21 protein-coding genes and 2 pseudogenes are annotated in these 21186 nt (G+C 66.9%); 10 read left to right on the forward strand and 13 right to left on the reverse strand.

Annotated features, from left to right (window positions below; all coding sequences use genetic code 11):
• Positions 1–102: 102 nt before the first annotated feature.
• From ACFPZ3_RS20290 to ACFPZ3_RS20305, 4 genes are all read left to right on the forward strand, one after another.
• Entirely contained in the window at positions 103–741 is a 639-nt protein-coding gene (locus tag ACFPZ3_RS20290) for a cbb3-type cytochrome c oxidase subunit I (RefSeq protein ID WP_379515715.1), read from the forward strand.
• Between the two features lie 18 nt (positions 742–759).
• Positions 760–1830, forward strand: a complete 1071-nt coding sequence (locus ACFPZ3_RS20295; protein ID WP_379515716.1) for a multicopper oxidase domain-containing protein — start codon at positions 760–762, stop codon at positions 1828–1830.
• A 1-nt stretch (position 1831) separates the two neighbouring features.
• Entirely contained in the window at positions 1832–3013 is a 1182-nt protein-coding gene (locus ACFPZ3_RS20300; protein ID WP_379515717.1) for a ZIP family metal transporter, read from the forward strand.
• A gap of 236 nt (positions 3014–3249) precedes the next feature.
• A complete protein-coding gene (locus ACFPZ3_RS20305; protein WP_379515718.1) occupies positions 3250–4590 on the forward strand; it encodes a sensor histidine kinase in 1341 nt (446 codons plus the stop codon).
• A 363-nt stretch (positions 4591–4953) separates the two neighbouring features.
• Here ACFPZ3_RS20305 and ACFPZ3_RS20310 read toward each other — a convergent pair whose 3' ends face one another.
• From ACFPZ3_RS20310 to ACFPZ3_RS20345, 8 genes are all read right to left on the reverse strand, one after another.
• Positions 4954–5259, reverse strand: coding sequence for a hypothetical protein (locus ACFPZ3_RS20310; protein WP_379515719.1), 306 nt, complete (start codon positions 5257–5259; stop codon positions 4954–4956).
• Positions 5260–5448: 189 nt separating this feature from the next.
• Positions 5449–5898, reverse strand: coding sequence for a cupin domain-containing protein (locus ACFPZ3_RS20315; RefSeq protein ID WP_379515720.1), 450 nt, complete (start codon positions 5896–5898; stop codon positions 5449–5451).
• A complete protein-coding gene (locus ACFPZ3_RS20320) occupies positions 5891–6826 on the reverse strand; it encodes a DoxX family protein (protein ID WP_379515721.1) in 936 nt (311 codons plus the stop codon). Before ACFPZ3_RS20320 ends, ACFPZ3_RS20315 begins: the two co-directional genes overlap by 8 nt.
• A complete protein-coding gene (locus ACFPZ3_RS20325; protein WP_379515722.1) occupies positions 6823–7080 on the reverse strand; it encodes a hypothetical protein in 258 nt (85 codons plus the stop codon). The genes ACFPZ3_RS20320 and ACFPZ3_RS20325 overlap by 4 nt, the downstream gene beginning before the upstream one ends.
• A 386-nt stretch (positions 7081–7466) precedes the next feature.
• Positions 7467–8615 carry an oxalate decarboxylase family bicupin gene (locus tag ACFPZ3_RS20330; RefSeq protein ID WP_379515723.1) on the reverse strand — a complete coding sequence of 383 codons (1149 nt, stop codon included), beginning with the start codon at positions 8613–8615 and terminating at the stop codon, positions 7467–7469.
• The gene (locus ACFPZ3_RS20335; protein WP_379515724.1) at positions 8612–8935 is read right to left on the reverse strand and encodes a hypothetical protein; all 324 of its coding nucleotides are present in this window, start codon (positions 8933–8935) and stop codon (positions 8612–8614) included. The genes ACFPZ3_RS20330 and ACFPZ3_RS20335 overlap by 4 nt, the downstream gene beginning before the upstream one ends.
• Before the next feature lie 52 nt (positions 8936–8987).
• The gene (locus ACFPZ3_RS20340; protein ID WP_379515725.1) at positions 8988–10259 is read right to left on the reverse strand and encodes an Nramp family divalent metal transporter; all 1272 of its coding nucleotides are present in this window, start codon (positions 10257–10259) and stop codon (positions 8988–8990) included.
• Between the two features lie 413 nt (positions 10260–10672).
• Positions 10673–11824, reverse strand: a complete 1152-nt coding sequence (locus tag ACFPZ3_RS20345) for an MFS transporter (RefSeq protein WP_379515726.1) — start codon at positions 11822–11824, stop codon at positions 10673–10675.
• A 575-nt stretch (positions 11825–12399) separates the two neighbouring features.
• Between ACFPZ3_RS20345 and ACFPZ3_RS20350 the strand changes: the two genes are divergently transcribed.
• The gene (locus tag ACFPZ3_RS20350) at positions 12400–12576 is read left to right on the forward strand and encodes a sigma factor (RefSeq protein ID WP_379515727.1); all 177 of its coding nucleotides are present in this window, start codon (positions 12400–12402) and stop codon (positions 12574–12576) included.
• A 7-nt stretch (positions 12577–12583) separates the two neighbouring features.
• Positions 12584–13129, forward strand: a pseudogene (locus tag ACFPZ3_RS20355) (transposase); the annotation flags it as partial.
• Here ACFPZ3_RS20355 and ACFPZ3_RS20360 read toward each other — a convergent pair.
• Positions 13126–13260, reverse strand: a pseudogene (locus ACFPZ3_RS20360) (IS3-like element ISMyma3 family transposase); the annotation flags it as partial. The pseudogenes ACFPZ3_RS20355 and ACFPZ3_RS20360 overlap by 4 nt on opposite strands.
• 401 nt (positions 13261–13661) lie before the next feature.
• Here ACFPZ3_RS20360 and ACFPZ3_RS20365 point away from each other — a divergent pair.
• Both ACFPZ3_RS20365 and ACFPZ3_RS20370 read left to right on the forward strand, forming a co-directional pair.
• Positions 13662–15005 carry a DUF7405 family protein gene (locus ACFPZ3_RS20365; protein ID WP_379515728.1) on the forward strand — a complete coding sequence of 448 codons (1344 nt, stop codon included), beginning with the start codon at positions 13662–13664 and terminating at the stop codon, positions 15003–15005.
• Positions 15006–15327: 322 nt separating this feature from the next.
• Complete coding sequence (locus tag ACFPZ3_RS20370; protein WP_379515729.1) at positions 15328–15627, forward strand: hypothetical protein; 300 nt, start codon at positions 15328–15330, stop codon at positions 15625–15627.
• Here ACFPZ3_RS20370 and ACFPZ3_RS20375 read toward each other — a convergent pair.
• Together ACFPZ3_RS20375 and ACFPZ3_RS20380 are read right to left on the reverse strand one after the other, a co-directional pair.
• Positions 15602–15871: a hypothetical protein gene (locus ACFPZ3_RS20375; RefSeq protein ID WP_379515730.1), complete on the reverse strand. Its 270-nt coding sequence runs from the start codon at positions 15869–15871 to the stop codon at positions 15602–15604. The two genes, ACFPZ3_RS20370 and ACFPZ3_RS20375, sit on opposite strands and share 26 nt — an antisense overlap.
• 97 nt (positions 15872–15968) lie before the next feature.
• Complete coding sequence (locus ACFPZ3_RS20380; protein ID WP_379515731.1) at positions 15969–17636, reverse strand: hypothetical protein; 1668 nt, start codon at positions 17634–17636, stop codon at positions 15969–15971.
• A gap of 1012 nt (positions 17637–18648) precedes the next feature.
• Between ACFPZ3_RS20380 and ACFPZ3_RS20385 the strand changes: the two genes are divergently transcribed.
• The gene (locus tag ACFPZ3_RS20385; RefSeq protein WP_379515732.1) at positions 18649–19431 is read left to right on the forward strand and encodes a neutral zinc metallopeptidase; all 783 of its coding nucleotides are present in this window, start codon (positions 18649–18651) and stop codon (positions 19429–19431) included.
• A gap of 229 nt (positions 19432–19660) precedes the next feature.
• Here ACFPZ3_RS20385 and ACFPZ3_RS20390 read toward each other — a convergent pair whose 3' ends face one another.
• Both ACFPZ3_RS20390 and ACFPZ3_RS20395 read right to left on the reverse strand, forming a co-directional pair.
• A complete protein-coding gene (locus ACFPZ3_RS20390) occupies positions 19661–19834 on the reverse strand; it encodes an integrase core domain-containing protein (RefSeq protein WP_379515733.1) in 174 nt (57 codons plus the stop codon).
• Positions 19794–20633 carry a hypothetical protein gene (locus tag ACFPZ3_RS20395; protein ID WP_379515734.1) on the reverse strand — a complete coding sequence of 280 codons (840 nt, stop codon included), beginning with the start codon at positions 20631–20633 and terminating at the stop codon, positions 19794–19796. The genes ACFPZ3_RS20390 and ACFPZ3_RS20395 overlap by 41 nt, the downstream gene beginning before the upstream one ends.
• A 50-nt stretch (positions 20634–20683) precedes the next feature.
• Here ACFPZ3_RS20395 and ACFPZ3_RS20400 point away from each other — a divergent pair, with 50 nt between their 5' ends.
• Positions 20684–21016 carry a hypothetical protein gene (locus ACFPZ3_RS20400; protein ID WP_379515735.1) on the forward strand — a complete coding sequence of 111 codons (333 nt, stop codon included), beginning with the start codon at positions 20684–20686 and terminating at the stop codon, positions 21014–21016.
• The last annotated feature ends 170 nt before the right edge of the window (positions 21017–21186 follow it).

Below are 21186 nucleotides of genomic sequence, written 5' to 3' on the forward strand. Positions count from 1 at the left end.
GATGCCGACCTGCAGGCTCCGGCTGTCGCAGAGCCGAAAGCGGAGCCCGCGCCGTCTATCCCACGCCGCCGGACCAACACTGGAAAGCTGATCGCCTCGTGGATGTCCACCACGGACCACAAAGTGATCGGTAAGCTCTACCTCGGCACCAGTTTTCTCTTCTTCCTGCTGGCCGGGATCATGGCGATGGTGATCAGGGCCGAACTGCTCTCGCCCGGGACGCAAATCGTCTCGCTGGACACCTACTGGTTGTTCCTGTTCGGCGGGCTCATCGTGGTGAGCGGCTTCTTTCGCCGCGTACGGCGCCGCGCTCTTCGGCTGGTTCGCCTACAGCCCGCTGTCCGACCGGACTTACAGCCCCAACATCGGCAGCGACCTGTGGATCATGGCCTGTCACTCATCGGCCTGGGCGCCATTTTGGCCTCGGTCAACTTCATCACCACCATCATCTGCATGCGCGCGTCCGGCATGACGATGTCCCGGCTGTCGATCTTCGTCTGGAACGTGCTACTGACCAGCCTGCTCGTTCTGATGGCCTTTCCCCGTGCTGGCCGCGGCGCTGCTGGTGCTGGAGGCCGACCGCACGCTGGGCACCCAGGTCTTCGGTGCTCGCGGCTGGGGGCGGGACCTGCTGGGGCGCGGATGGATCCATATTGCGGAAATGACGATAAAGGCGGATTTGTTCGGGAATGGACCGCATTTGTGATTCGTCGATTTGACATATTGCCGTACAGGAATTGACAACTTATTGTATTGATCGTGGCGGATATCTCACGACGTCTGGCGATCGCCGCGCTGGCTCCCATGGCCGGCACCGTAGTCGCCGCACATCTGGCCGGAAAATCAGCGGCCCAGGCGGCCGGCCCGGATCATTATCATCACGGGCCGGCACACACGGCAGGATCGGCGCACGCCGGTTTCCGATCCGGGACGAACGTCGACAACGCGGCGAACGGTTTCCACCCGACCACCCTGCTGCGGGATTTCGACCGTGGAAAGACCTCGCGTCTGCCCGGCGGGCGGACCCTACGGGAATGGACCCTGGCGGCCGGAGAGAAGAACATCGAGGTGGCGCCGGGGGTGACGTTCCCGGCCTGGACCTACAACGGCAGAGTGCCCGGCCCGACATTGCGCGCCACCGAGGGCGACCGCTTACGGATCACCCTGGTCAATGACTCCTCTCACCCGCACACCATCCATTTCCACGGAGTGCACGCCCCGGAGGTCGACGGCGTCCCGGGACTGGGCCCGGGACTGATCCAGCCGGGCGGGCGAACGGTTTACGAGTTCGACGCCCTTCCTTTTGGCCTCCACCCGTACCATTGCCACGTCTCGCCGCTGGCCGCGCACATAGCCAAAGGGCTGTACGGCGCCCTGCTCATCGATCCGAAGGCCGGCCGCCCCGCAGCGGACGAACTCGTGATGGTCATGAACGGATTCGACACCAATTTCGACCGCGCCAACGAGCTTTACGCCGTCAACAGCATTCCGTTCGCCTATATGGCGGAGCCGGTGCGGGTAAAACTGGGTGAGCTGATCAGAGTCTATCTCGTCAACATCCTCGAATACGATCTGATCAACTCATTCCACGTACATGGCAATTTCTTCGACTGGTATCCCACCGGCACGTCGTTGCGGCCTTCCGAGCACACCGACACGGTGATGCTCTGCCAGGGCCAGCGTGGCATTCTCGAACTCCGGTTCGGCAGCCGTGGCCGCTACATGTTCCACGCCCATCAGTCGGAGTTCGCCGAGCTCGGCTGGATGGGGTTCTTCGACGTCGGCTCCGGGGCCGCTACTCAGGGCGGCTCGTACGAAGGAGGGCTCTGAGATGGCGCGCGGAGACTCTGCTCCCGGCCAGGCTCGCGGCCGGGCGGGCGGACGGCTCGGCACCTGGGTGTTCGGCCTGCTCCCGCTGTGCGTCGTCGCGCTCGCCGTGGCCACCTTCTCCGTCCTCGACGTGCCCGGTCTCACTGGGCGGGCCGGTCCTCCCGCCGAGGAGTTGGCCGTGGAACGCACGGTGCTCGGTCCGGGATCGATCGAGCTGATCATCCGCAACCTAGGTCCCGACCCGGTCGCCATTGCCCAGGTCGTGGTCAACGACGCCTTCTCCGACTTCCGCGCGGAGGAGACGGAGATCGGTCGCCTGCGCGCCACCACCGTGAGGGTCACCTACCCCTGGGTCGAGGGAGAGGCCTACGAGATCGGCCTGCTCACCTCCAGCGGTGGCCTGATCAGCCACGAGATCCCCGTCGCCGTCACGACGCCGGACCCGGCCGGGTTCCTGGGGCTGATGGCGCTGCTCGGCATGTACGTCGGCATCATCCCCATCGCCATCGGAATGCTCTGGCTGCCGTGGCTGCGCAGAATCCCGCCGCGCTGGATCCAGTTGCTGATGGCGCTGACCATCGGCCTGCTGACCTGGCTGGCGATTGACGCGGGCGTCGAGGGTCTGGAGATCGCGAACGAGGCCGCGGGGGCGCTCGGCGGCGCCGGGCTGGTGTTGTTCGGGGCCGTCGCGGCGTACCTGCTGCTGGCCGGTGTGGGCACCTGGCTGGCCGCCCGGCCCGGCGGCCACCGCCTGGCGCTGCTCGTCGCGGTCGGCATCGGCCTGCACAACCTCGGCGAGGGGCTGGCCATCGGCTCGGCTTACGCGGTGGGCGCGCTGGCCCTCGGCGCCACCCTCGTCATCGGCTTCGCCGTGCACAACACCACCGAGGGCCTAGCGATCGTGGCCCCAGCCGCCGACCATCGCGTCGCGCCCGGCACACTCCTCGTCCTCGGCCTGGTGGCGGGCGCACCTGCGATCCTGGGCGCCTGGCTCGGCGCCGCCGCGGTCCAGCCCGCGATCGGAGCGCTGCTGCTCGGGTTCGGCGTCGGGGCGATAGCGCAGGTGATCCTGCAGCTCGTTCCGGCGATACGCGACCAGGTCGGCCGGGCGCTGCACCCGCTGAGCATCTGCGGCGTGCTGGCCGGGATGGCCCTGATGTGGGCCACGGGACTGCTGTCCTGACGCCTGACGGCCGGGCGCACCGGCCGTCAGGCGCCTCGATCCTCGCTGCCCTGCGCGCGCTAGTCCCACCAGCCACAATGTAGTCAACGAGCCGTCACACCGCCGCCTGGACACTGCTTTGCCCAAAGGGAAAGGTTCAGGCCGACGCCTGAGGCTGAATCGTGCCCTGGTGCTTGCCCTCGACTGCCCGGCGCGAGGAGGTCGCGTGTCTAGCCTGGCGATGACGGGAGGCGGCGATGAAGGTGTGGCGCAATTGGTCCATCCGGACCCGGCTGACAGTGTTGTCGGCGGCGGTCATGGCGCTGTTGTGCGCGGGACTGGCGGTGTTCAGCCTGAGTCACCTTCGCCACCAGGAGATCAAGCAACGTGACGACCGCGTCTACGACGGCATCATGCGCACGCTGTTCCGCTACTCGCACCGGCTGGTGCCCGCCGTGATCGAGGACGAAGGGCTGGCGGCCCTGCAAGTGATCCGTTCGACGGGAGAGGTGGTAGCGGCGAGCCGGCAGGTGCAGGGGCGAGCGCGGCTGGCCTCCTTCACCCCGGCGCCTCGCGCCGGCGGCGTCGATCGGGTGCGGTGCGACGTACCGGGTTTCGCGGGTTCGTGCATGATCGTCTCCGCGGTGTGGATGCCCGCCGCTGTCGGCGGCGATCTGCTGGTCTATGGCGCGTCCCCCGTGCCTGCTTGGTATGTGAGCCCTTCGACCCTGCTGCTGGTTTCAGCCACGGCAGGCTTGATCGTCGCGGTCGTGGGGTTCGGCACGTTCCGGGTGGTCGGCCGTGCCCTGCGGCCGGTCGAGGTCATCCGTTCCACCCTGGCCGAGATCACTGCGACCGATCCCGGACGACGCGTGGCGTTGCCCCCGGCCCATGACGAGATCCAACGGCTGACCGTGACGGTGAACGAGACCCTCGAGCGCCTGCAGGTGGCCCTGGAGCGCGAGCGGCAGTTCACCTCCGACGCCTCCCACGATCTGCGGCATCCCATTGCCGCGATGCGCCTGCAGATGGAGGAGGCGAAGATGCATGCCGAGGCCGACTGGTCCCACACGTGTGACGCCGTCCTGGCCGGCCTGGATCGGCTGGAGGCACTCGTCACCGATTTGCTGACCCTCAGCCGGCTCGACGCACGCTGCCCCACGCCCTCCGCCCTGGTGGATCTGAGTGACGTGGTGAGCACGGAGGTGGCTCGCCGGACCTCCTGCCCGCCGATCATTTCGGAGATCGAGCCCGGCATCGTGATCGTCGGTGAGGGCCTGGCATGCGCGCGCCTGCTCGCCAACCTGCTCGACAACGCCGAACGGCACGCCACCTCGTTGGTGACGGTCCGGCTCGCCCGTCGGCAGCAGCAGGCCGTGCTGGAGGTCTGCGACGACGGCCCCGGCGTGCCCGTGGCCAAGCGAGAGGAGATCTTCCAGCGGTTCACACGACTGGCCGACGCCCGCGCCAAAGACGCCGGCGGCACCGGCCTCGGCCTGGCCATCGCCCGCCAGATCGCCGAACGTCACCAGGGCAGCCTGATCATCACCGACTCCGACCAGGGGGCCCGCTTCGTCGCCGCTTTTCCTCTGGCCTGAGTCTCCCAGGACCCACGCGCCACCCCCCACTACGACTGGAGCTCGGGTGAGGGACCGGGTGGCCGGCGCCTATCGATGCTGTGCAGAGTGGTCCCAACCATTGCCAGCAGAGCATCAAGCAAGTACGGCGGTCTGAAATGTCCCGATGAGCACGGAGAACAGCCCGACGCCGCCAGCTCCCCGCCTCGCCCACATCCGGTCCCGCTGCCTCAGCGCTGCGACCGCCGGTCTCCACGCCGACTCTCAAGTGGCTGGCGCCGCGTGAAGCGGCGGCAACTCATTAAGGTCGTCAAGTGGTCAATAAGCCGCAGGCAAAGACCCCGCCGGACGTGCCGGGCGGAGCCTTGGTGTGCAGTGACGCCCTCAGGTCAGGAGATCCAAAGTTTCGGTCGCTTCCCAGGCGGTCAGATGCCGGTCAGGGTCGGTTTCCTCCTGCGCGAACTCGTTGATCAGGTCGGCGAGGGCTTGCCGGTCCTGCTCGGGGAGGTCCCGCAGGAGGGTAACCACAGGCTCCAGCACCTTGATCGTCGCCTCGGGCGTGATGTCGTCGCTGAGGTCAAGCCAGATGACGATCTCGGTGAGCGCTTGGGCGAGACCCAGAGAGTGACTCCGTATGGCGCTGAATTTCGTATCACTTGCTGCCGGAACGCACGTCGCGCGGGTTGTCACGAATCCCCGGTCTGGTTGATTCAGGGCGCTGAAGAATATCTGCGCTACACCGCCCAGCGCCGGGGTGAGGATCGGGCCGTGGCGGAGAAGCTGCGGCCGTCCCTGATGAGTGGGACGCTGCCACGCAACGGGGTTTGATCGGCCTGCGTCCTGCGGATGCGCTGAGCCGCAGCTACACCACCCAGGAGATTATTCCGGGGCGGTGTACTCGATCGCCGCATGCTCGATATAGGCGTCGAGCTCCGGGAGGTTGACCACCACCGGGTCCACGCCGGAGCGCACTACAGCCCAGACTGTCTCGAACTCGGCGGAGGCGTTGATCTCCTGGTGAACGAGGTGGGAGGGGACGAACACGAAATCTCCTGGGCCGGCTTCGGCTACATGCTCCAGCCGGTCTCCCCACCGGAACCGGGACGTACCGCTGATGATGTAGAGGACGGTCTCCTGGTCCCCGTGATGGTGCGCACTGGTAGCCGCGCCAGGCTTGACGGTGCTCCGGAATGCCGACAGATGGGCCGCGTCCGGATTGCGGGAGTCGAAGGCAACCTCGCGGATGAGCCCGGGCGTCTGTGGCGTATCGCCGTCGAGAGCGTCGCGGCGTGCGATCCTGACCTGCTTGTTGGCGGAGAGGTCACTCATAATTGCGGTTCTCCAGTGGCAAGGCGTCGACTTCTCGAGACGTGTCAAGGATGTAACATCTGGTTGAGTCGCTGGTAGGAGTACTCGCGTGCGTCCGCGGATGTGCGTCTCCTCGGACGAGCCAACACCAACGGTCATCCCGAAGCCTGCCCTCCGCGATGCCAACAACCACCACGGAAGTCCACAAAAGGGAGTCAACCAACCCCGGTACACGCCTGATGGAGATGGCCGATATGAGCTCGCGGGCCTGTACCTGTTTCGCAGGATGCCCACTCCGGTCCGCCCCGCCCCGGACCACGTATGCCGGAACTGTTATCGACACGGATCCCCACAGATTCACGACGCAGTGGTCGGGCAAGGAGGGGAGTCCTGTGGGCGAACTCGGGCGAGAGCGGTCGGTAGCGGACGAGGTGCTGCTGGGCGGCATCTTTGCGGTCGCGCGTGGCCGAACCGCACCGAGATCCCCGGTGGGCGCGGGCCACTTGATGCCAACCAGCCGGTCGAGTGACCAGGCGCCCGGCCCGGTCAGCCCGATGACGGCGGCGGAAAGGATCATGACGAGCGGGTATTCGTATCCGTCCTCCTGGATCCACAGCCCGTGCGGAAGCTTCACCGTGGCCGCCACAGTCATGGCGCCGGCGACGTCCGCCACCGCGAGCGGTGTCATGAGTCCGGCCGCGAGCAGCAAGCCCCCACCTGTCTGACTGCACCCGGCCGCTACTGCGGTGAGCCGGCCGCCGCGGAAGCCGTCGCGCCCGAGTTCCTTAGCCCCGCCGCCAAGACCGACTCCACCTAGCCAGCGGGTCATCTTCTGCAGGCCGTGGGCGGCGATCAGCCCTCCGACGACGATGCGGAGGATGAGCAGCCCGGCGCTGGTATATGTCGCGCCCGGACCGGAAGTGCCCAGCCGGGCCGGCACCAGAGTCATCCTTGTGGATCGTCACGGTTCGGAGGGCGGCGTGGCGAGAGGAGGAACAGGGCCCGGGCCGCGTCCGTGCCGTCCTGCACGGCGACGGCGGCGGGGATCGCGAGGCAGGTCATGATGATGGTCAAGGTGATCCATGCAGCGGCGTCCGACAATACGCTGAGAACGGCCAGCACGATGAGGATGCCGAGATTGATCCGCGTTCTGGTCAACGAGGTAGGGGGACCAGCGCCGCGTCCGGCGTCGTTGGTGACCATGAAACTCCTGTGTCGCTTGATATCAGAGCAGAAGCGTGAGAGCGAGGGCGCAACCGAGCAGGGCCACGATCGCAAACACCCACGTCACCGTCACCCTGGCGGTCGTGGGCCGCCGGATCGGCCACACGGTCGCTGCATCGAGCAGGGCCCAGCGTCCGAATCACAGGTTGCTTCACAGCCGGGACAGGTCGCGAGCACATCGGACACGAGTACCTGCGGCAACGCTGTGGCCGCGAGTGCTCCCTGCTGCCGGAGACCTCTCCGTCTATCGATCAAGCCCACATCCGCCGGGACGGGATCAGCCCGGAGGCCGAAGGGCCTCGGCCCGGCCCAGGGCACGAATGCCGGCTGGGCCGGGCGCGACGTCGCCTCCTTCGGGCATTGGCTCAGGCGACGACAGGGCGCTTGTCCTTCGGCAGTGCCTCGATCATGGAGCGAGGCATGTTGATGGTGTCCGCGCTGACCTGGGGTGGCAGGTTGGCCATCCACTGGGTGGCCGAGATGTCCTCAAATCGAGGATTGCGGAACATCTCCAGGAAGATCAGTGGCTCCTTGCCCAGGTTCTCGACGTAGTGTCCGTAGGCGAATGGCACATAGCCGACGTCGCCAGCCCGGAAGTCGAATGTGCGGGCCAGCTCCGAGCTGGCGAATACCCCCATCCGGCCGGAACCGGAGATGTAGTACTGCCACTCGTCGTCGGTCGGGTGCCAGTGCAGCTCGCGCAGGCCACCGGGCTCGACCTCCACGAGCGCGGCGGAGATGGTGGTGGCCGCCTTGAAAGTCGTGGAGTCGACGATGCGGACGCTACCGCCGGAGAACCGCTCCGCCGGTTGGGCAAGCATCCGGTGTTTGAAGGTGCTGGGTACGTCTCCGGTGGGGCTGACGATCCGGTCGGCGTCCAGGCGAGGCGGCACCTGGCCCTGGAAGATGTACTTGTCCTTCTCGGGCATGCTGGCCATCTGCTGCGGCGTCCAGCCGAAGTTCTTGGCAAGGACGCTCTTGGGCGTGTGCGCGAACCAGTCGCTGATCATGAAGGTGGAGTTCTCGGAGAACGCGCCGTTGTCGAAGACGAGCAGGAACTCCACGCCCTCCTCCAGCGCCTGGATGTAGTGCGGCACCCCCTTGGGGAAGAACCACAGGTCGCCCTTCTTCACGTCGTCGAGGAAGTTGCAGCCTTCCTGGTCGACGGCGCCGATGCGGCAACTTCCCTCCAGGACATAGGCCCATTCGGCCTCCTGGTGCCAGTGCAGCTCGCGGTAGGCGCCGGGATTGAGCTTCATGTCCACACCGGCCAGCGTGGTGGCGATCGGCAGCTCCCGCTGGGTGACCTCGCGCGTCCATCCGCCCTCCTCGATGCGGGTGTGCGCCATGGAGAAGGAGAACTTCATGTTGGGAACGGTGCCGCGGTCGGTCTCCGGCGGCGTGAGCATGTCGGGGTTCTGCAGGTCCAGCTCGACATTGCGGGGCCCGGTATCCAGGCCGCCTTGCCCGTCACGCTGCGGATGCGGAATGCGTTGCTCCATGGGCTTGGTCATATGTGATCATCCTTTTGGATCGTTGCGGGTGAGATCGGTCGTGGCGGCAGCAGGAACAGTTCGCGGACGAAGCCCGCGCCGCCCAGTGTCGCCACGGCCAGCGGTATGGCCAGGCACACAAGCGTCAGCGCCAGCGTGAGCCACACCGGGGTATCGAAGACGGGTGCCGCCGCAGCCAGCAGGACAAAGGCGACCAGCTTGATCCGGGTCCGCGACAGCGAGACCGGTATGCTCGCCGCTATCGCAGGGCCGTACTCCGGCTCACAGCCAGGGGCTGAACGGGTGAGGTCGGTCGGGTCGTGGTCGCTCGGCGCTGGCATTGGTCACCTCGGTGGCAGGATCGGATTGCAACGGTCAACAGCTCAAACAGCCTCACAACAGCAGGGTGAGGGGCAGGGAGCAGGCCAGCAGAGCGATCACCGCGGCGGCGGTGGCTGCGATCGCAGTGGTGAGCGGGGCGTTGGTCAGCGGGCCCATGAGTGTGCGGTCCCGGCAGAAGGAGACCAGCAGGAAGAGTGCGACGGGCACGCCGAGGGAGATGACCACCTGACTAAGGATCAGCAAGTCGGTCAAGGGTGCGCCGGCCAGCAGGGCCAGCACGGCCGGCGCCATGGTGATCATCCGTCGCACGTGCACGGGCACCCGCCGGCCCAGAAAACCCAGCATCACGATGTCGCCGGCCAGAGTGCCGATCCCGGCGGAAGACACGCCCGACGACAACAGCGCGATGGCGAACGCCAGGGCGGCGGCCCCGCCGATCCGGGCGGCCAGTTCGCCGTGCGCGGCCACAAGGTCGCCGGCCCACGCGCCGTTGGTCGCCGCGCCGAGCCCGGCGCCCAGGGCAATCATCGAGACGTTGATCATCGTGGCCAGGCCCAGCGCGAGCGAGCAGTCCAGCCGCAGGATCCGGCGGACCAGAGCCGGTTGGCGCCCAGCGGCCTGGGCGGAGATGCCGCGCCCCTGCACGAGCGCCGAGTGCAGATAGACGGCGTGCGGCATGACCGTGGCGCCGACGATGCCCATAGCCAAGAGCAACGCCCCGTCGCCGCCCAGGTTTGGGATCAATCCGGCGGCCAGGCCGCCAGCGTCCTGGTGGCCCACAAAGATGACGTCGTAGCCGACTCCGGCGCCGACCAGCAGCAGGGCTGCCGCGCTCGCCAACTCGAAGGGGCGGGTCCGTCCATGACGCCGCAATTCGAGTAGCAACAGGGATATCACGGCGGTTACCCCCGCCGACACCGCGACCGGCATTCCGAACAGCAGTTGCAGACCGATCGCGGCTCCCACGAACTCGGCCAGGTCGGTGGCCAGCACGACGACCTCGGCCTGCAGCCACAGCATGCGGTTGCCCCACTTGCTGAACCTTTGGCGGCACAACTCCGACAGGCTCCGGCCGGTTGCCATGCCGAGCTTGGCTGCCTGGAATTGCACCAGGATGGCCACCAGGCTAGCTACCACGACTACCCACACCAGTGTGTAGCCGAGGGTCGCGCCCGCGGTCAGGTTGGTGGCGACGTTGCCGGGATCCACGTACGCGATCGCCGCGACGAAGGCTGGCCCGAGCATGGGCACGATCCGGAGGCCCTCGCGGGCGGATGTATGCCTGCCTGTCGGCCTGACCGAAACCGCAGTACGAACGATCACCAAAACTCCAAAACGCCTGGAATGCGACTGATGGCGGCATCTATGACGTGATTTCGCCGAAGTGGCGACACTGGCGAGAAATACCCCTACGCGAAGATGTGCGAAACTAAGATCGCTCTAAAACTGAGCAACCAGGGGGTGGGATGGCTGTCTATAGATTCTAATGAGATGCTTTTGGCCGATAATTTCGCACAAAATCCCTACATATCCTCTAGTTGGCAAACAGGGCAAACTCTGACAAATCCCGTTACCGGGGGCGCCCGGTGGGTGGTGGCAGATCGCCCAAATGGTCCTAGAAGCCACATTTTGTGGCTGCGGCTGAAGCGCGAATGGTCGGGAAGCGAAGGTGGGCAATCCACCAGCCATGTGGCCGCCATCAAGGCCGGCCTCATCCGCCTATGGTCAGGCCCTCGTCACTTCACCTGGCGGTCGCCACTCGGCCACGTGCCGATGATCACGGCGGCCAGGCAGGCGGCGGCGCCGAGGGCTAGCGCGTATCGCGGACTGGCCACGTCGGAAAGGGCACCGATGATCGGGGATCCGATTGGCGTACTACCGACGAGCGCCATAGACCACAGTGCGGTGATCCGGCCGCGAAAGGCGGGATCGGATTCGAGCTGGACAGTAGAGTTGCCAGTGGTGAGGAAGGTGATGCTGGCTGCGCCGGCTAGGAGGCAAGCCGCCACCGCGGTCGGCAGGGTGGGAGCCGCGGCTACGAGGCCGACAGCGATCGCGTAGTAGAAGGCGGCCTTGGTAAGCCGCCGTACGCCTGTGCGGGATGACCAGGCAGCGGCCAGGCCCCCTGCAACTGCTCCGGCGCCCAGGGCGCCGATCAGCCAACTGTAGGCCGTCTCGGTGCCATGAAACGTAGTGCGGGCCAAGAGCGGCAGGCTTACCTCGAACTCAAAGGTGAAGGTGCCGACAAGCGCCATCATCAACAGCGGGCGGCTGATCGCAGGAACGCTGGCGGCATAGCGCAGGCCCGCTCGCAGTTGGCCGCGGGCGCGCGACACCGTCGGGACAGGATGCAGGCTGCTAGCGTCAAGGCCGAGCAGCGAGGCGATGACGCAGCCGAAACTCGCCGCGTTCACCACGAAGCACCAGCCGATGCCGACAGTGCTGACCAAGACCGCCGCAATCGTAGGTCCGATGACCCGAGCGACGTTCATCGAGATGCTGTTCAGCGTCACCGCGTTACGGATCAGAGGGCGGTCGACCACTTCATGGACGAATGCCAGCCGTGCCGGGTTGTCGACTGCGCTCAGGATGCCGAACACCGCTGCGAGGACCACCAACTGCCATAGGCGGATTTCCCCGGTCAGAACGCTCACACCAAGGACGGCAGAAACCAGGGCGAGATCCGCCTGGGTGGCGAGTAGCAGGTGCCGTTTACTGCAGCGGTCGATTAGTAGCCCCGCGTACGGCGACAACAGCAGGATCGGCGCATACCTGACGGAGGTGATCAGTCCAAGGATGGTGCCGGAGTGCGTCAGACGCAGTACGAGCAGCGCTTGGGCAACCGTCTCCACCCAGGTGCCGATGAGGCTGAGCGACTGCCCGGACACGTAGCGGCGTCGCTTTCCAAAACCTTCCCGGCTAGCTCATCAGTACGCCGGTCGCGCATACGTGGCCTGCTCGCAGAGCTTTCTGAAGAAGCTCGAAACCTACATATTCTTCTGCCATCTTATCGGAGCGCCGAGAACGAGCGCCTCAACCACGCCGCCCACCCGGACGCCGCCCTACTCGCGTTGCCGTGCGGTCGGCCAGTGGGTCGGCGGGCGGCTCCGCTGACAATTAACAGCCCCCATGTGACAAACGCCCTATTAGGGCTCTAGAAAACGCCGTGTGAGTCCGTGAATTGTGATGGCCGGTCGTTCATCGCCCCGGAGACGATCAGTCCTGCAGCACGCAAGCGCTGTTCGCTCAACTTCCCAGCCTGGGCCGAGGACGACAAGCGCCGGCACCTGCAGCCGGCCAAGCGCGGCGAAGCGCCGGCCACCGCTGAACGGGTGCCTAGCCAGGCATCCGCGGCCGGTTCCGTCGGCCATCAACGGATCTGGACCGCATGTCGTGCGGCACCGTGAGTGTGGAAGGACGGTCTTCAGCCACCAGGACCGCCGAGAAAGAGAGGGGCCGAGATTTGAGTGACCACGTTGCCAGCCCGGTGGCCGAGGCGTTCGTCGCCTACCGCAGCCTGCACTTCACTGTCGCCTACGAGATGCTCGGATCGGCGGCCGACGCCGAAGACGTCCTGCAAGAAGCCTGGCTGCGGTGGGTCAGGGTCGACAGGCCAGGGCTTCTGGAGGAAGATCGCTGAGGGGCTGACCAGCGAGGATGCCGCTCTGGCTTGCGGCGTGTCGGGGCCGGTCGGGTCTCGGTCGTTCGGCGAGGGTGGCGGCATGCCGTTGATCGAGCTCAGTCCGCCATCTGGCAGGTATCTGTCGTTCACCAAGCGGGAGGAGATCGCCCTGCTCAAGGCTCAGGACAAGGGGGTTCGCGAGATCGCGCGCCGCCTGGGCCGGTCGCCGCCGAAACTGGTGGCCAATGATCAGCTGCGGGAGTACGTGCAGGCCCGGCTGGCCGGTCGGCTGCAGGGGCCGGACGGAAAACCGGTAGCCGGTCCGCGGCCCTCAGCCTGGAAGGGCCGTAACAAGCCCCGGCGTCAGGACCGCCGGTGGGCGCTGTCGTGGAGTCCTGAGCAGATCTCCAACCGGCTCAAGGTGCACTTCCCCGATGATGGGTCCATGCGCTTCTCGCACGAGGCGATCTACCAGGCCCTGTTCATCCAAGGCCGCGGAGCGCTCAATCGTGAGCCGGTCGCCTGCCTGCGCACCGGTCGTGCGCTGCGTGTCCCACACGCCCGCAGCCGGCTGCCCTCGTCGATCTGTGCCTGGCGGACCCAGGTGCGCAATGTCTCGGCGGTGCCGATGCCGAGCTTGGTCGCGACCGCGTTGATCGTGGCCCACTCGGTCGGATAATCCGGCCGCACCTCGGCGACCATCCGCACCGCTCGGCGGCGCAGCTCGGCGGGATAGGGGACTTACCTGGCATGGACTCGATCCTCTCAAGAGATCAAGTCTCCACCGAACCCGGGGCGATACAGTCTTATCGTCCAATCAACCGCTCTCCAAGACGCCTCCAACTCGGGTTCAACAGTCCCAACAGGGCGGTACAACGCGCGACATGATAGGAAACGACGGAAGCGACCCGCCCGAGGCGCGGACTTCTGGAATGCCGAGCAGGCGGTACCTGCTCGCCGGGGCGACGCTCGCCACGGCCCTGGCTTCGGCGGGCATCTACGAGCTCGTCGACACGCTAATGGGAGCGCCCGAGCGGCCGACCCCGCCGACCCCGCCGGCGTTGCCGCCTGAGCAGTACGTCTTCCCGCGCCCGCGCGTCATCATGGACGACGGCTCCGGCGTCGCCAGCAGCAAGGGCACGATGGCCGTCGCGATCCCGCCGTTCCACGCTCATGTCATCACGGCGAAGCTGAAGGCGCCGGCACGGGCGAAGGCATTGCAGGAGGCGCAGCGGCACCTGGAGGAGGTGCTGAAGCGCCTGGAGCAGCAGTACATGCCCGCCCCGAGCGGGGTGACCATCACAATCGCCTGGGCGCTCCCCTATTTCGAGCATTACATCCCCAGACTCGGGAAGAGTTCGAGCTATTTCGACGCTGGCACGCCGTACCCGATGTATTTGCCGGTGGATGTGACCACCTCGAAGGAGCTCGGCCGGACCGTCTACGCGCTGCAGCGGTCCAGGACGTTCCCAAGCGATGAGCCGCCCCCCGGCTTCGGGCCGGTCCGCCTGGAGGACAACGACGTCGCGGTGCTGCTGCGCGGCGACTCGATCACCAAGATTCTTGACGTCACGAACACTCTGTTCGGTACGGGAGACGGTCAGGCGGGTGACCTGTTCAAGGTGACCAGCATCCGGCGGGGCTTCACGGGTGGAGGGCACACCGGACGGCAGGGGCTGGCGAGCAAGCTGGCGACGCAGGCAGGCGTTCCCGGCGCGAAATTCATCCCCCGGCTGTCGCCGATCTTCCTCGGCTTCACCACCACGCTCAGGGACGCGGAGAGCTCCACCCCGGTTTCCAACTTCGAGACGTTTCCCGGCTGGACCGACCAGTGGCCCAACGGTTACTTCAAACAGGGGACCATCATGCCCCTGTCGCATCTGTTCGAAGACCTCGTCGCGTGGTACTCCAAGGATTTTCCGACGTTCGAGGAACGGATCCATGCCATGTTCCGCCCGGGAATCTCCTTCCCGCCGAACACGATCACGGCCGATCCGCCCGAGCAGAATGAGGCCGACGTCCTTTCCGACGTCAAGAAATTCCACGCCTACGGGCACAACGGAAGCATGCAGCCGGTGAATCGCCTGCAACAGGAGTTGACCAGCAACTACGGTCACGTCTATCCCGTGAACACGGCCATCACGAATCGCGGGGACTTCGCCACGCTGGACAATCCGTTCCACTACACCTCGGACCCCGTGGGAAACCACTACAGCAAGCAACCGGCCCCCGGGCTGCACTTCCTGCTGTTCACCCCGACCACCGAGATCTTCAATCGCGTGCGCCTCGCCATGGACGGCGTGCTCCCTGGCGGCAGGAGTGCCCCGTTCTCGCCGCGCTCGTCCGGAGCGGGCCTGAACTCTGTCATGCACACGACGCACCGGCAGAACTTCCTGATCCCGCCGCGTTCCCGCCGATCCTTTCCACTCGCCGAGTTCCTGACCTGACCATCCTGCCCACGCCTGAGCGCGATGCCTGGCGCAGGCAAGAGGGGAGCGTGGGCTGGTCGCCGACCCATGTGAGTGCTCCGCCCAGTGCGTACAGGTCGGTGGCGTCGATGCCGGTCCGTGACGGCGGCCGGTTTCCTCGCTCGCTCAGGCGCGGTGGCGCACTGTTCCAAGTCTTCCCAGGGTCGTGATTGCCGCAGGCGGGCTGGGCGCACGGGTCCACCCGTAGGCCCACTACCTGCCCAAGGAGTTCCTCGCTGCTGGCCATCGAGGCCTGAGCGGCGGGGCGTCGCGGAAGTCGCGGAAGATGACGCCCCGTCCCGTGCAAAGGCAGCAAACGCCCGGCGATGGCCTACGCTGTCGCCCACGGCGCCACGGCACGTGGCTGCTGAACCGGATCGACGCCCGCGAGAAAGCCCTGACCAGCCAGATCGAACAGACACGAGACCAGATCGAGGAGTTGACCGCCCGCCTACGGGAACTCGACCAGGACCTCGATCACCTCCGGATCACCCGCAAGACCCTGCTCGTCCTGGCCGCCGAGCCCGATCCGGCACCCCCGCCGCCACCGGCTCCCGTGGTCCCGATCACCCCGCCTACCAGCAGATTCTCACCCACATAACCGCTAGCCGGCCGGCCTGCTCGCCCCACACCTCCATGCCCCGGATGCTCAGCGCGAGCGGCTTCGCGGAGGTCACCCGCTCGCCCTCGGACTTCAGGCACTCGGCGAACGGCGCCGCCAGCCCCAGTAGCTTGGGATCGCCGTCGAGCAGCTTGTCGATGTTCTCGATCTCGGTGCTCATCTGGTCCTGATAGTCGGCGACCGAGGTGACCTTCAGTCCGTCCACCTGCCGCAGGGCGGGCATCGTGCTGTCCGCGCGGCGCGCCTGGTGGAGCCCCTGCGCGCCGCCGCGGCCGGCATCGCCGGGGCCTACGAGAGGTAGGCCTCGGCTCCCTGGGACGCTATCCCGCCGGATCGACGACGGTGACCACGTGATTGGTGCTCGTTCCCTTGACGGTCGAGCTCCCGACCAGCGTGACGGTGTAGGTGTGCTTCCCGGCCGTGGCCGGCGTGTCGGTGAAGGCGAACGTCCCGTCGGTGGCGGCGGCCAGTTTCTGACCCTTGGTGGTGACGGTGCCGTCCGGCGCGACGGCCCTGCGGCTGACGGTGACCGTCGTGCGCGGGTAGACGACGCCCTCGGCGGCAAAGGTGCCGCTGAACTCCAGCAGCTCGCCGACGGCGCCCGTCGCGGGCCCGGTCACGGTGAGCGCCGGTTCGTACCTGGCCACCATGACGTTCGCCGTCGCGTAGGCCCCGTAGTACCAGGAATTGCCCGGCCAGGACAGGCGATACCTGAACGTCCCGAGGCCCGGTGGGGTGTCGGTGAACTCGTAGGTCCCGTCCGCCGCTGTGGTGACCTCCCGGAAGGGCCGGTCGGTACCGTCGGGGAGCCAGCTGTACAGTTCCAGCGTCTGCACGCCGGGGGTTGCCCCAGTGCTGAGCGTGACCCGTCCGCTGATGGTCAGCGGCTTGAGCGCGTTCGCCTCGGCGGGCGCCGTCAGGGTCAGGGCCGAGGAGTGGTAGGGCGCGGACGGCAGCCGCCAGAGGTGCATGCGCCCGGTGCCGGGCTCCTTCAGCACCGCGAAGGTGTAGATGCCGTAGAAGCCGATGCTGCCTGGCACCAGCGCCTTTCCCTGGTGGCCGGCCGTGTAGATCACCTCTCTCGTGGTCGCGTCGTAGACCACGAGCTCCGCCGCGTCACCCGCGGCGGAGTTCCAGCCGCCCACGACGTAGTAGCCGTTCTCGCTGGCCGCGACGGTGGCGGCCAGTTCGTGCCCGGCCGGCCCCTTCTCGTCGTAGGCGTGGGCCCGGTCGAAGGTCGTGGTGTCCCAGGCGTCGAAGCGGTGGGCGCCGGACGGCACCGGCAGCACCGCCGACCCTTGGTAGGCGAGGGCCAGGTCCTCCAGGGGCGGCAGCCCGTCCGCGTCGCCGAGGATCTCGCCGAGCGGGTTGCCCGGGTCGCGGTTGACGTCGTACAGCCTGACGGTGGCGGGGCTGACTCCCGGCTCCGACACGGCGAGGAAGGCGCCGGCGACCGCGACCAGCGGAGGCTGGGTCGTGGCCGGCCCGACCTTGACGAGGATGGGGGTGGCTCGCACCTCGAGCGCGACGACCCCTCCCTCACCCGCCCCGCCGCAGCCGTATCCGATCCACAACCGGTTGTGGGCCTGCGCCAGCGTGGACGGGCACGGATACGCGGACAGATCGATGCGCCGGGTGACGGCGACCGTGGCGGTGTCGATCTCGATCACCTCATGCGTGCCGCTCAGCGTCGCGTACACCTTCCTGGCGCCGTCCGGCGCGGACAGGGCGGTGACTCCGGACAGGCCGCCGATCGTGGTGACGGCCTCGCCGTCGAGGTGCGTGACCACGATCCGGTCGTCGGCGGCGACGAAGACCTTGCCGTGGCCGGCCACCAGGTCCCCGCCCTTGCCCGCGACCCCGAGGTCGGCGACGAGATCGGCGGCCGCGGCGGCGGGGGCTGGGGCGGCGAGCACGCTCGCCGCCAGGAGCAAGGACCCGGCCGAGGCGACTAATCGGCCGATGCGTTCAGAGGCTGATGGACGCACATGCACTCCGTTCCGAAAGACGATCTTCTTTCTTCGAACGTATATTCGCATGTTGCGGCATCGCCGTGAAGGGCTAGTCGCCGAGTTTCTGGATGCGGTCCTTGAACAGGGTGGTGGCGATGGCCGCCTTGTGCGGCTGGCCCTTGAGGAAAGCCTGCGCGAAGCTCTTGGCCTGGTCGTAGGAGACCTTGCCGGGGAATGGGCGGCTCGTTCGGGTTGACGTCCACGTCCACCAGCGCCGGGCCTTGATCGTTCCGGGTTTGGTGTCATTTCCTTGAAGGTGAGCGGTTCTTCAGAGCGGCCGGCTTCCTTTCGAACTCCGTGAGCGCCTCTCGCAACCGATCACGCTCAGCCTCGACTGCCCGTAGCTGGGCCATGCCGGCCTTGAGCCGGTCGCGCTCCGCGCGCAAGGTCCTGAGCTCGGCTTTGGCCGGCTCCAGGTCGACCGCCAGCGATTCGGCCGAGACCTGCGAGTCCGCGGATGGCGGCCCAAGGGTCACCCAGGGAACGCCGACCTGCGGAAAGGGACATCTGACCGCGGACCCTACAGTTCATCTCTGCCGGCTGAGAATGACCGCCGTGCCGATGGTTATCTAGGGTGTCGGACCCTTCCAGCAGGTCAGAAGATGATGATCTCTTCTTTCAGGTAGGGCGAGTTGACCGGACTCAGCCCGGTGCCGGCGTACGGATTCCGGTGCAGAGTCGGATACACCAAATGTGCAGAGGTCGGGAGCGCGAAGCATTCGGGACGCTGCGATGGCGGCCTGCCCGACGGCCCAGGTCCGCTACTCACGATGAGTAATCGGTGGACGTGGGCTAGCGCCCGGATCGCGGCAGATCCGCATGGGGCAGATGTGGAAAGCCTGCACGAGAACGATCCTGAGCCGATGGTCCGCCGGTGAGCGCTTAGCCGTTTCGTCCGGCGGGCGGCGTGCGTCGCGGATCAATGGCTCCAGCTCCAGGCCCGTACCGATATGGCGCTCCAACCCCGCAAGCCCTATTCTCACCCATCGTGAAGCCCCTCAAGATCGCGGCGGCACTCGCCTGTGCCCTCCTCACTCCCTTGACCGTCACGGTGGCCGCGCACGCCTCGGCGTATCCCGTGAAGAACCCCGTGCTCGTCAAGAACGCGTTATACCAGGCCGGGCCGCTGCCCACCACGACCTGTAACGACCTGCCGGACGAGCCCATGACGCCCGCCGAGGCCCGTACCTACATCAACGAGGCCCTGCGCTGCCTGGAGAACACGTGGGGACAGCACCTGAAGAAGGCCGGCCTGCCCTATGAGCCGGTCAAGGTGCGGTACGTGACCCGCCTGCCCAAGAACTACTGCGCGTCCGAGGACGGCGAGACGATCCAGCCGTCCTCGGTGTGGTACTGCGACTGGGACCGCACGCTGTCCTTCAAGATCGGCAAGTACTGGCTCCTCGGGCCAATTACCGGCCTCGATCTCTTCAACACGATCGCCGTCACGTACGGTTACCACGTGCAGAAGCAGGCCGGTCTCTACGACGCCGGCGAGGACCTCAGAGCCGGCAGCAAGGCCGAGCACCTCGAGCAGGGGCGGCGCATGTACCAGCAGGTCGAATGCCTGGGCGCGGCCTTCACCAAGAGCGTCTGGCCGCTGCCGGGCAAGACCGCGCGGGACTGGGAGAGGGTCGCGTCGTCCTTCTACCGCGACTCCGCCGAGTACGGCAAGGCCGCCAACCGCAAGCGATGGGTCAAGGCCGGTTTCCGCACCGCCGACCCGGCCTCCTGCAACACCTGGGCGGCAGCCTCGTCCAAGGTCTCCTGACGCGATCGACCCAGCCCTGGCGGCCAGAACGTCCTGGTCGCCGCAGGGGCCGGGCGGCATCGGCACGGCGATCAGTGGGCGTCACCGCCGACGGGCAGGAGCGGCAGGCCGGCCGCTATCGGGTGCTCGCCACCCATGGCGCCCGCGTGGCGATCCATTACCTCGAGCGGGACGCCACACCGCCGACCTTGTGGGTGCCGAATATTGTGTCGCCTCATGCGACCTGGGCTTACTCATGCAGGAGGCCGCCGAGCCGGTCTCGTCGCGAGACCTTGATGTCGGCGTCGACTGGATCGGGTAGCGCCCGCAGTGGGCTGGCCTGGTTCAGGGCTCGGTGCGGACGATGCCTGTTGAAGTAGGTCTCATACTCGGCGAGGACCTTGCGCAGGTGGCGTTCGTTCATGATGAGCGAGTAGCTCGCGTCGTACGCTGCCCACCCACCGCTCCATGATCGCGTTCATCCGCGGAGCCTGGGGTGCGGTGAGCACCACGCACATGCCCTCGGTCGTGAACACCTCATCGAACAGAGCGGTGAACTTGCTGTCCCGGTCTCTGATCAGGAACCGGAAGCCACCGATCCGATCGCCCAGGTCGAGCATCAGGTTGCGGGCTTGCTGGGCGACCCAGCCAGCGGTGGGGTTCGCCGTGACCCCCAGCACGTGCACCCGCCGGGTGGCGTGCTCGACCACGGCGAAGCAGTACAAACGTGTGAGCATGACCGTCTCCACGCTGAAGAAATCGCAGGCAAGAATCCCGGACGCCTGCGCCTTGAGGAACTGAGCCCAGGTCGGACCGCCGCACCGGGGCGCCGGATCGAAACCAGCCCTCTTCAAGATCGCCCATACAGCGGCCGGGGACACCTTCCGACCCAGACCGGCAATCTGCCCGGCGATGCGCCGATACCCCCAGTCCGGGTTTTCGGCAGCCAAGCGCAGCGCCAGGGCGCGAAGGGTGGGTCGGATCGCTGGGCGTCCCGGCCCGTTCCTGGGGTAGGTCCAGCGTCGCTTCACCAAGTCGGCATGCCAGCGCAGGAGCGTCCGAGGTGTCACAAACAGGTGACATCGGCGGCATCGGGGAAGAAGCCGCGCCAGCGCGGAAAGGATCGCCCGATCCGCCCCGAAGGGTGTCAATACTCCGTTCACGGTCGTGAGCTGCGGGTTACTCTCGGCTTCCTGGTCAGAGCAGTGGCCCTGGTCGGGCATGCTCGAAGCTCGTAACGCTCCTTTTCCTCTATATGATCTTCTGCCGCGTAGTGGGCTGGCTGACGCTGCTGGCTCGTAGCGACGCCTCCAAGAACATGGAGATCCTCATCCTGCGGCACGAGGTCGCGGTGCTGCGCCGTCAGGTGTCCCGCCCGAGGCTGTCATGGGCGGATCGAGCGGTGCTATCAGCGCTGGCCCGGGGACTGCCGGCGGCGCTGCGTGCTCACCGACTGGTGACACCAGGGACGCTGCTGCGCCGGCACCGGCGTCTGGTCGCACGCCGCTGGACCTACCCGCACCGGAGGATAGGACGGCCCGCGACCGAATCGGCGGTCGTGGCATTGATCCAGAAGCTGGCACGGGAGAATCCGCGCTGGGGCTGACACACTCTTGAACGTCCCTGCCCGACTGGAACGGCGAGCACGCATTGGAGGAATCTGAGATCATGCGGAAAGGATTATGGCCTGGACGTGGTTTCTTCATGTCGGCCTAGTGTCCGTGGCCATGTAAAAGTCCCCGCAGGTGGCCAATTCGAGGTCGCCACGGATGGCCG

The organism is Nonomuraea insulae, from assembly GCF_042656245.1.

Bases quoted from the DNA above. Each gene is read 5' to 3' on its own strand.
- ACFPZ3_RS20290 (WP_379515715.1), top strand. From the start codon at position 103: ATGTCCACCACGGACCACAAAGTGATCGGTAAGCTCTACCTCGGCACC.
- ACFPZ3_RS20300 (WP_379515717.1), top strand. From the start codon at position 1,832: ATGGCGCGCGGAGACTCTGCTCCCGGCCAGGCTCGCGGCCGGGCGGGC.
- ACFPZ3_RS20305 (WP_379515718.1), top strand. From the start codon at position 3,250: ATGAAGGTGTGGCGCAATTGGTCCATCCGGACCCGGCTGACAGTGTTG.
- ACFPZ3_RS20315 (WP_379515720.1), bottom strand. From the start codon at position 5,898: ATGAGTGACCTCTCCGCCAACAAGCAGGTCAGGATCGCACGCCGCGAC.
- ACFPZ3_RS20320 (WP_379515721.1), bottom strand. From the start codon at position 6,826: ATGACTCTGGTGCCGGCCCGGCTGGGCACTTCCGGTCCGGGCGCGACA.
- ACFPZ3_RS20325 (WP_379515722.1), bottom strand. From the start codon at position 7,080: ATGGTCACCAACGACGCCGGACGCGGCGCTGGTCCCCCTACCTCGTTG.
- ACFPZ3_RS20330 (WP_379515723.1), bottom strand. From the start codon at position 8,615: ATGACCAAGCCCATGGAGCAACGCATTCCGCATCCGCAGCGTGACGGG.
- ACFPZ3_RS20335 (WP_379515724.1), bottom strand. From the start codon at position 8,935: ATGCCAGCGCCGAGCGACCACGACCCGACCGACCTCACCCGTTCAGCC.
- ACFPZ3_RS20365 (WP_379515728.1), top strand. From the start codon at position 13,662: ATGGACGACGGCTCCGGCGTCGCCAGCAGCAAGGGCACGATGGCCGTC.
- ACFPZ3_RS20375 (WP_379515730.1), bottom strand. From the start codon at position 15,871: ATGCCCGCCCTGCGGCAGGTGGACGGACTGAAGGTCACCTCGGTCGCC.
- ACFPZ3_RS20390 (WP_379515733.1), bottom strand. From the start codon at position 19,834: ATGAACGAACGCCACCTGCGCAAGGTCCTCGCCGAGTATGAGACCTAC.
- ACFPZ3_RS20395 (WP_379515734.1), bottom strand. From the start codon at position 20,633: ATGCCCGACCAGGGCCACTGCTCTGACCAGGAAGCCGAGAGTAACCCG.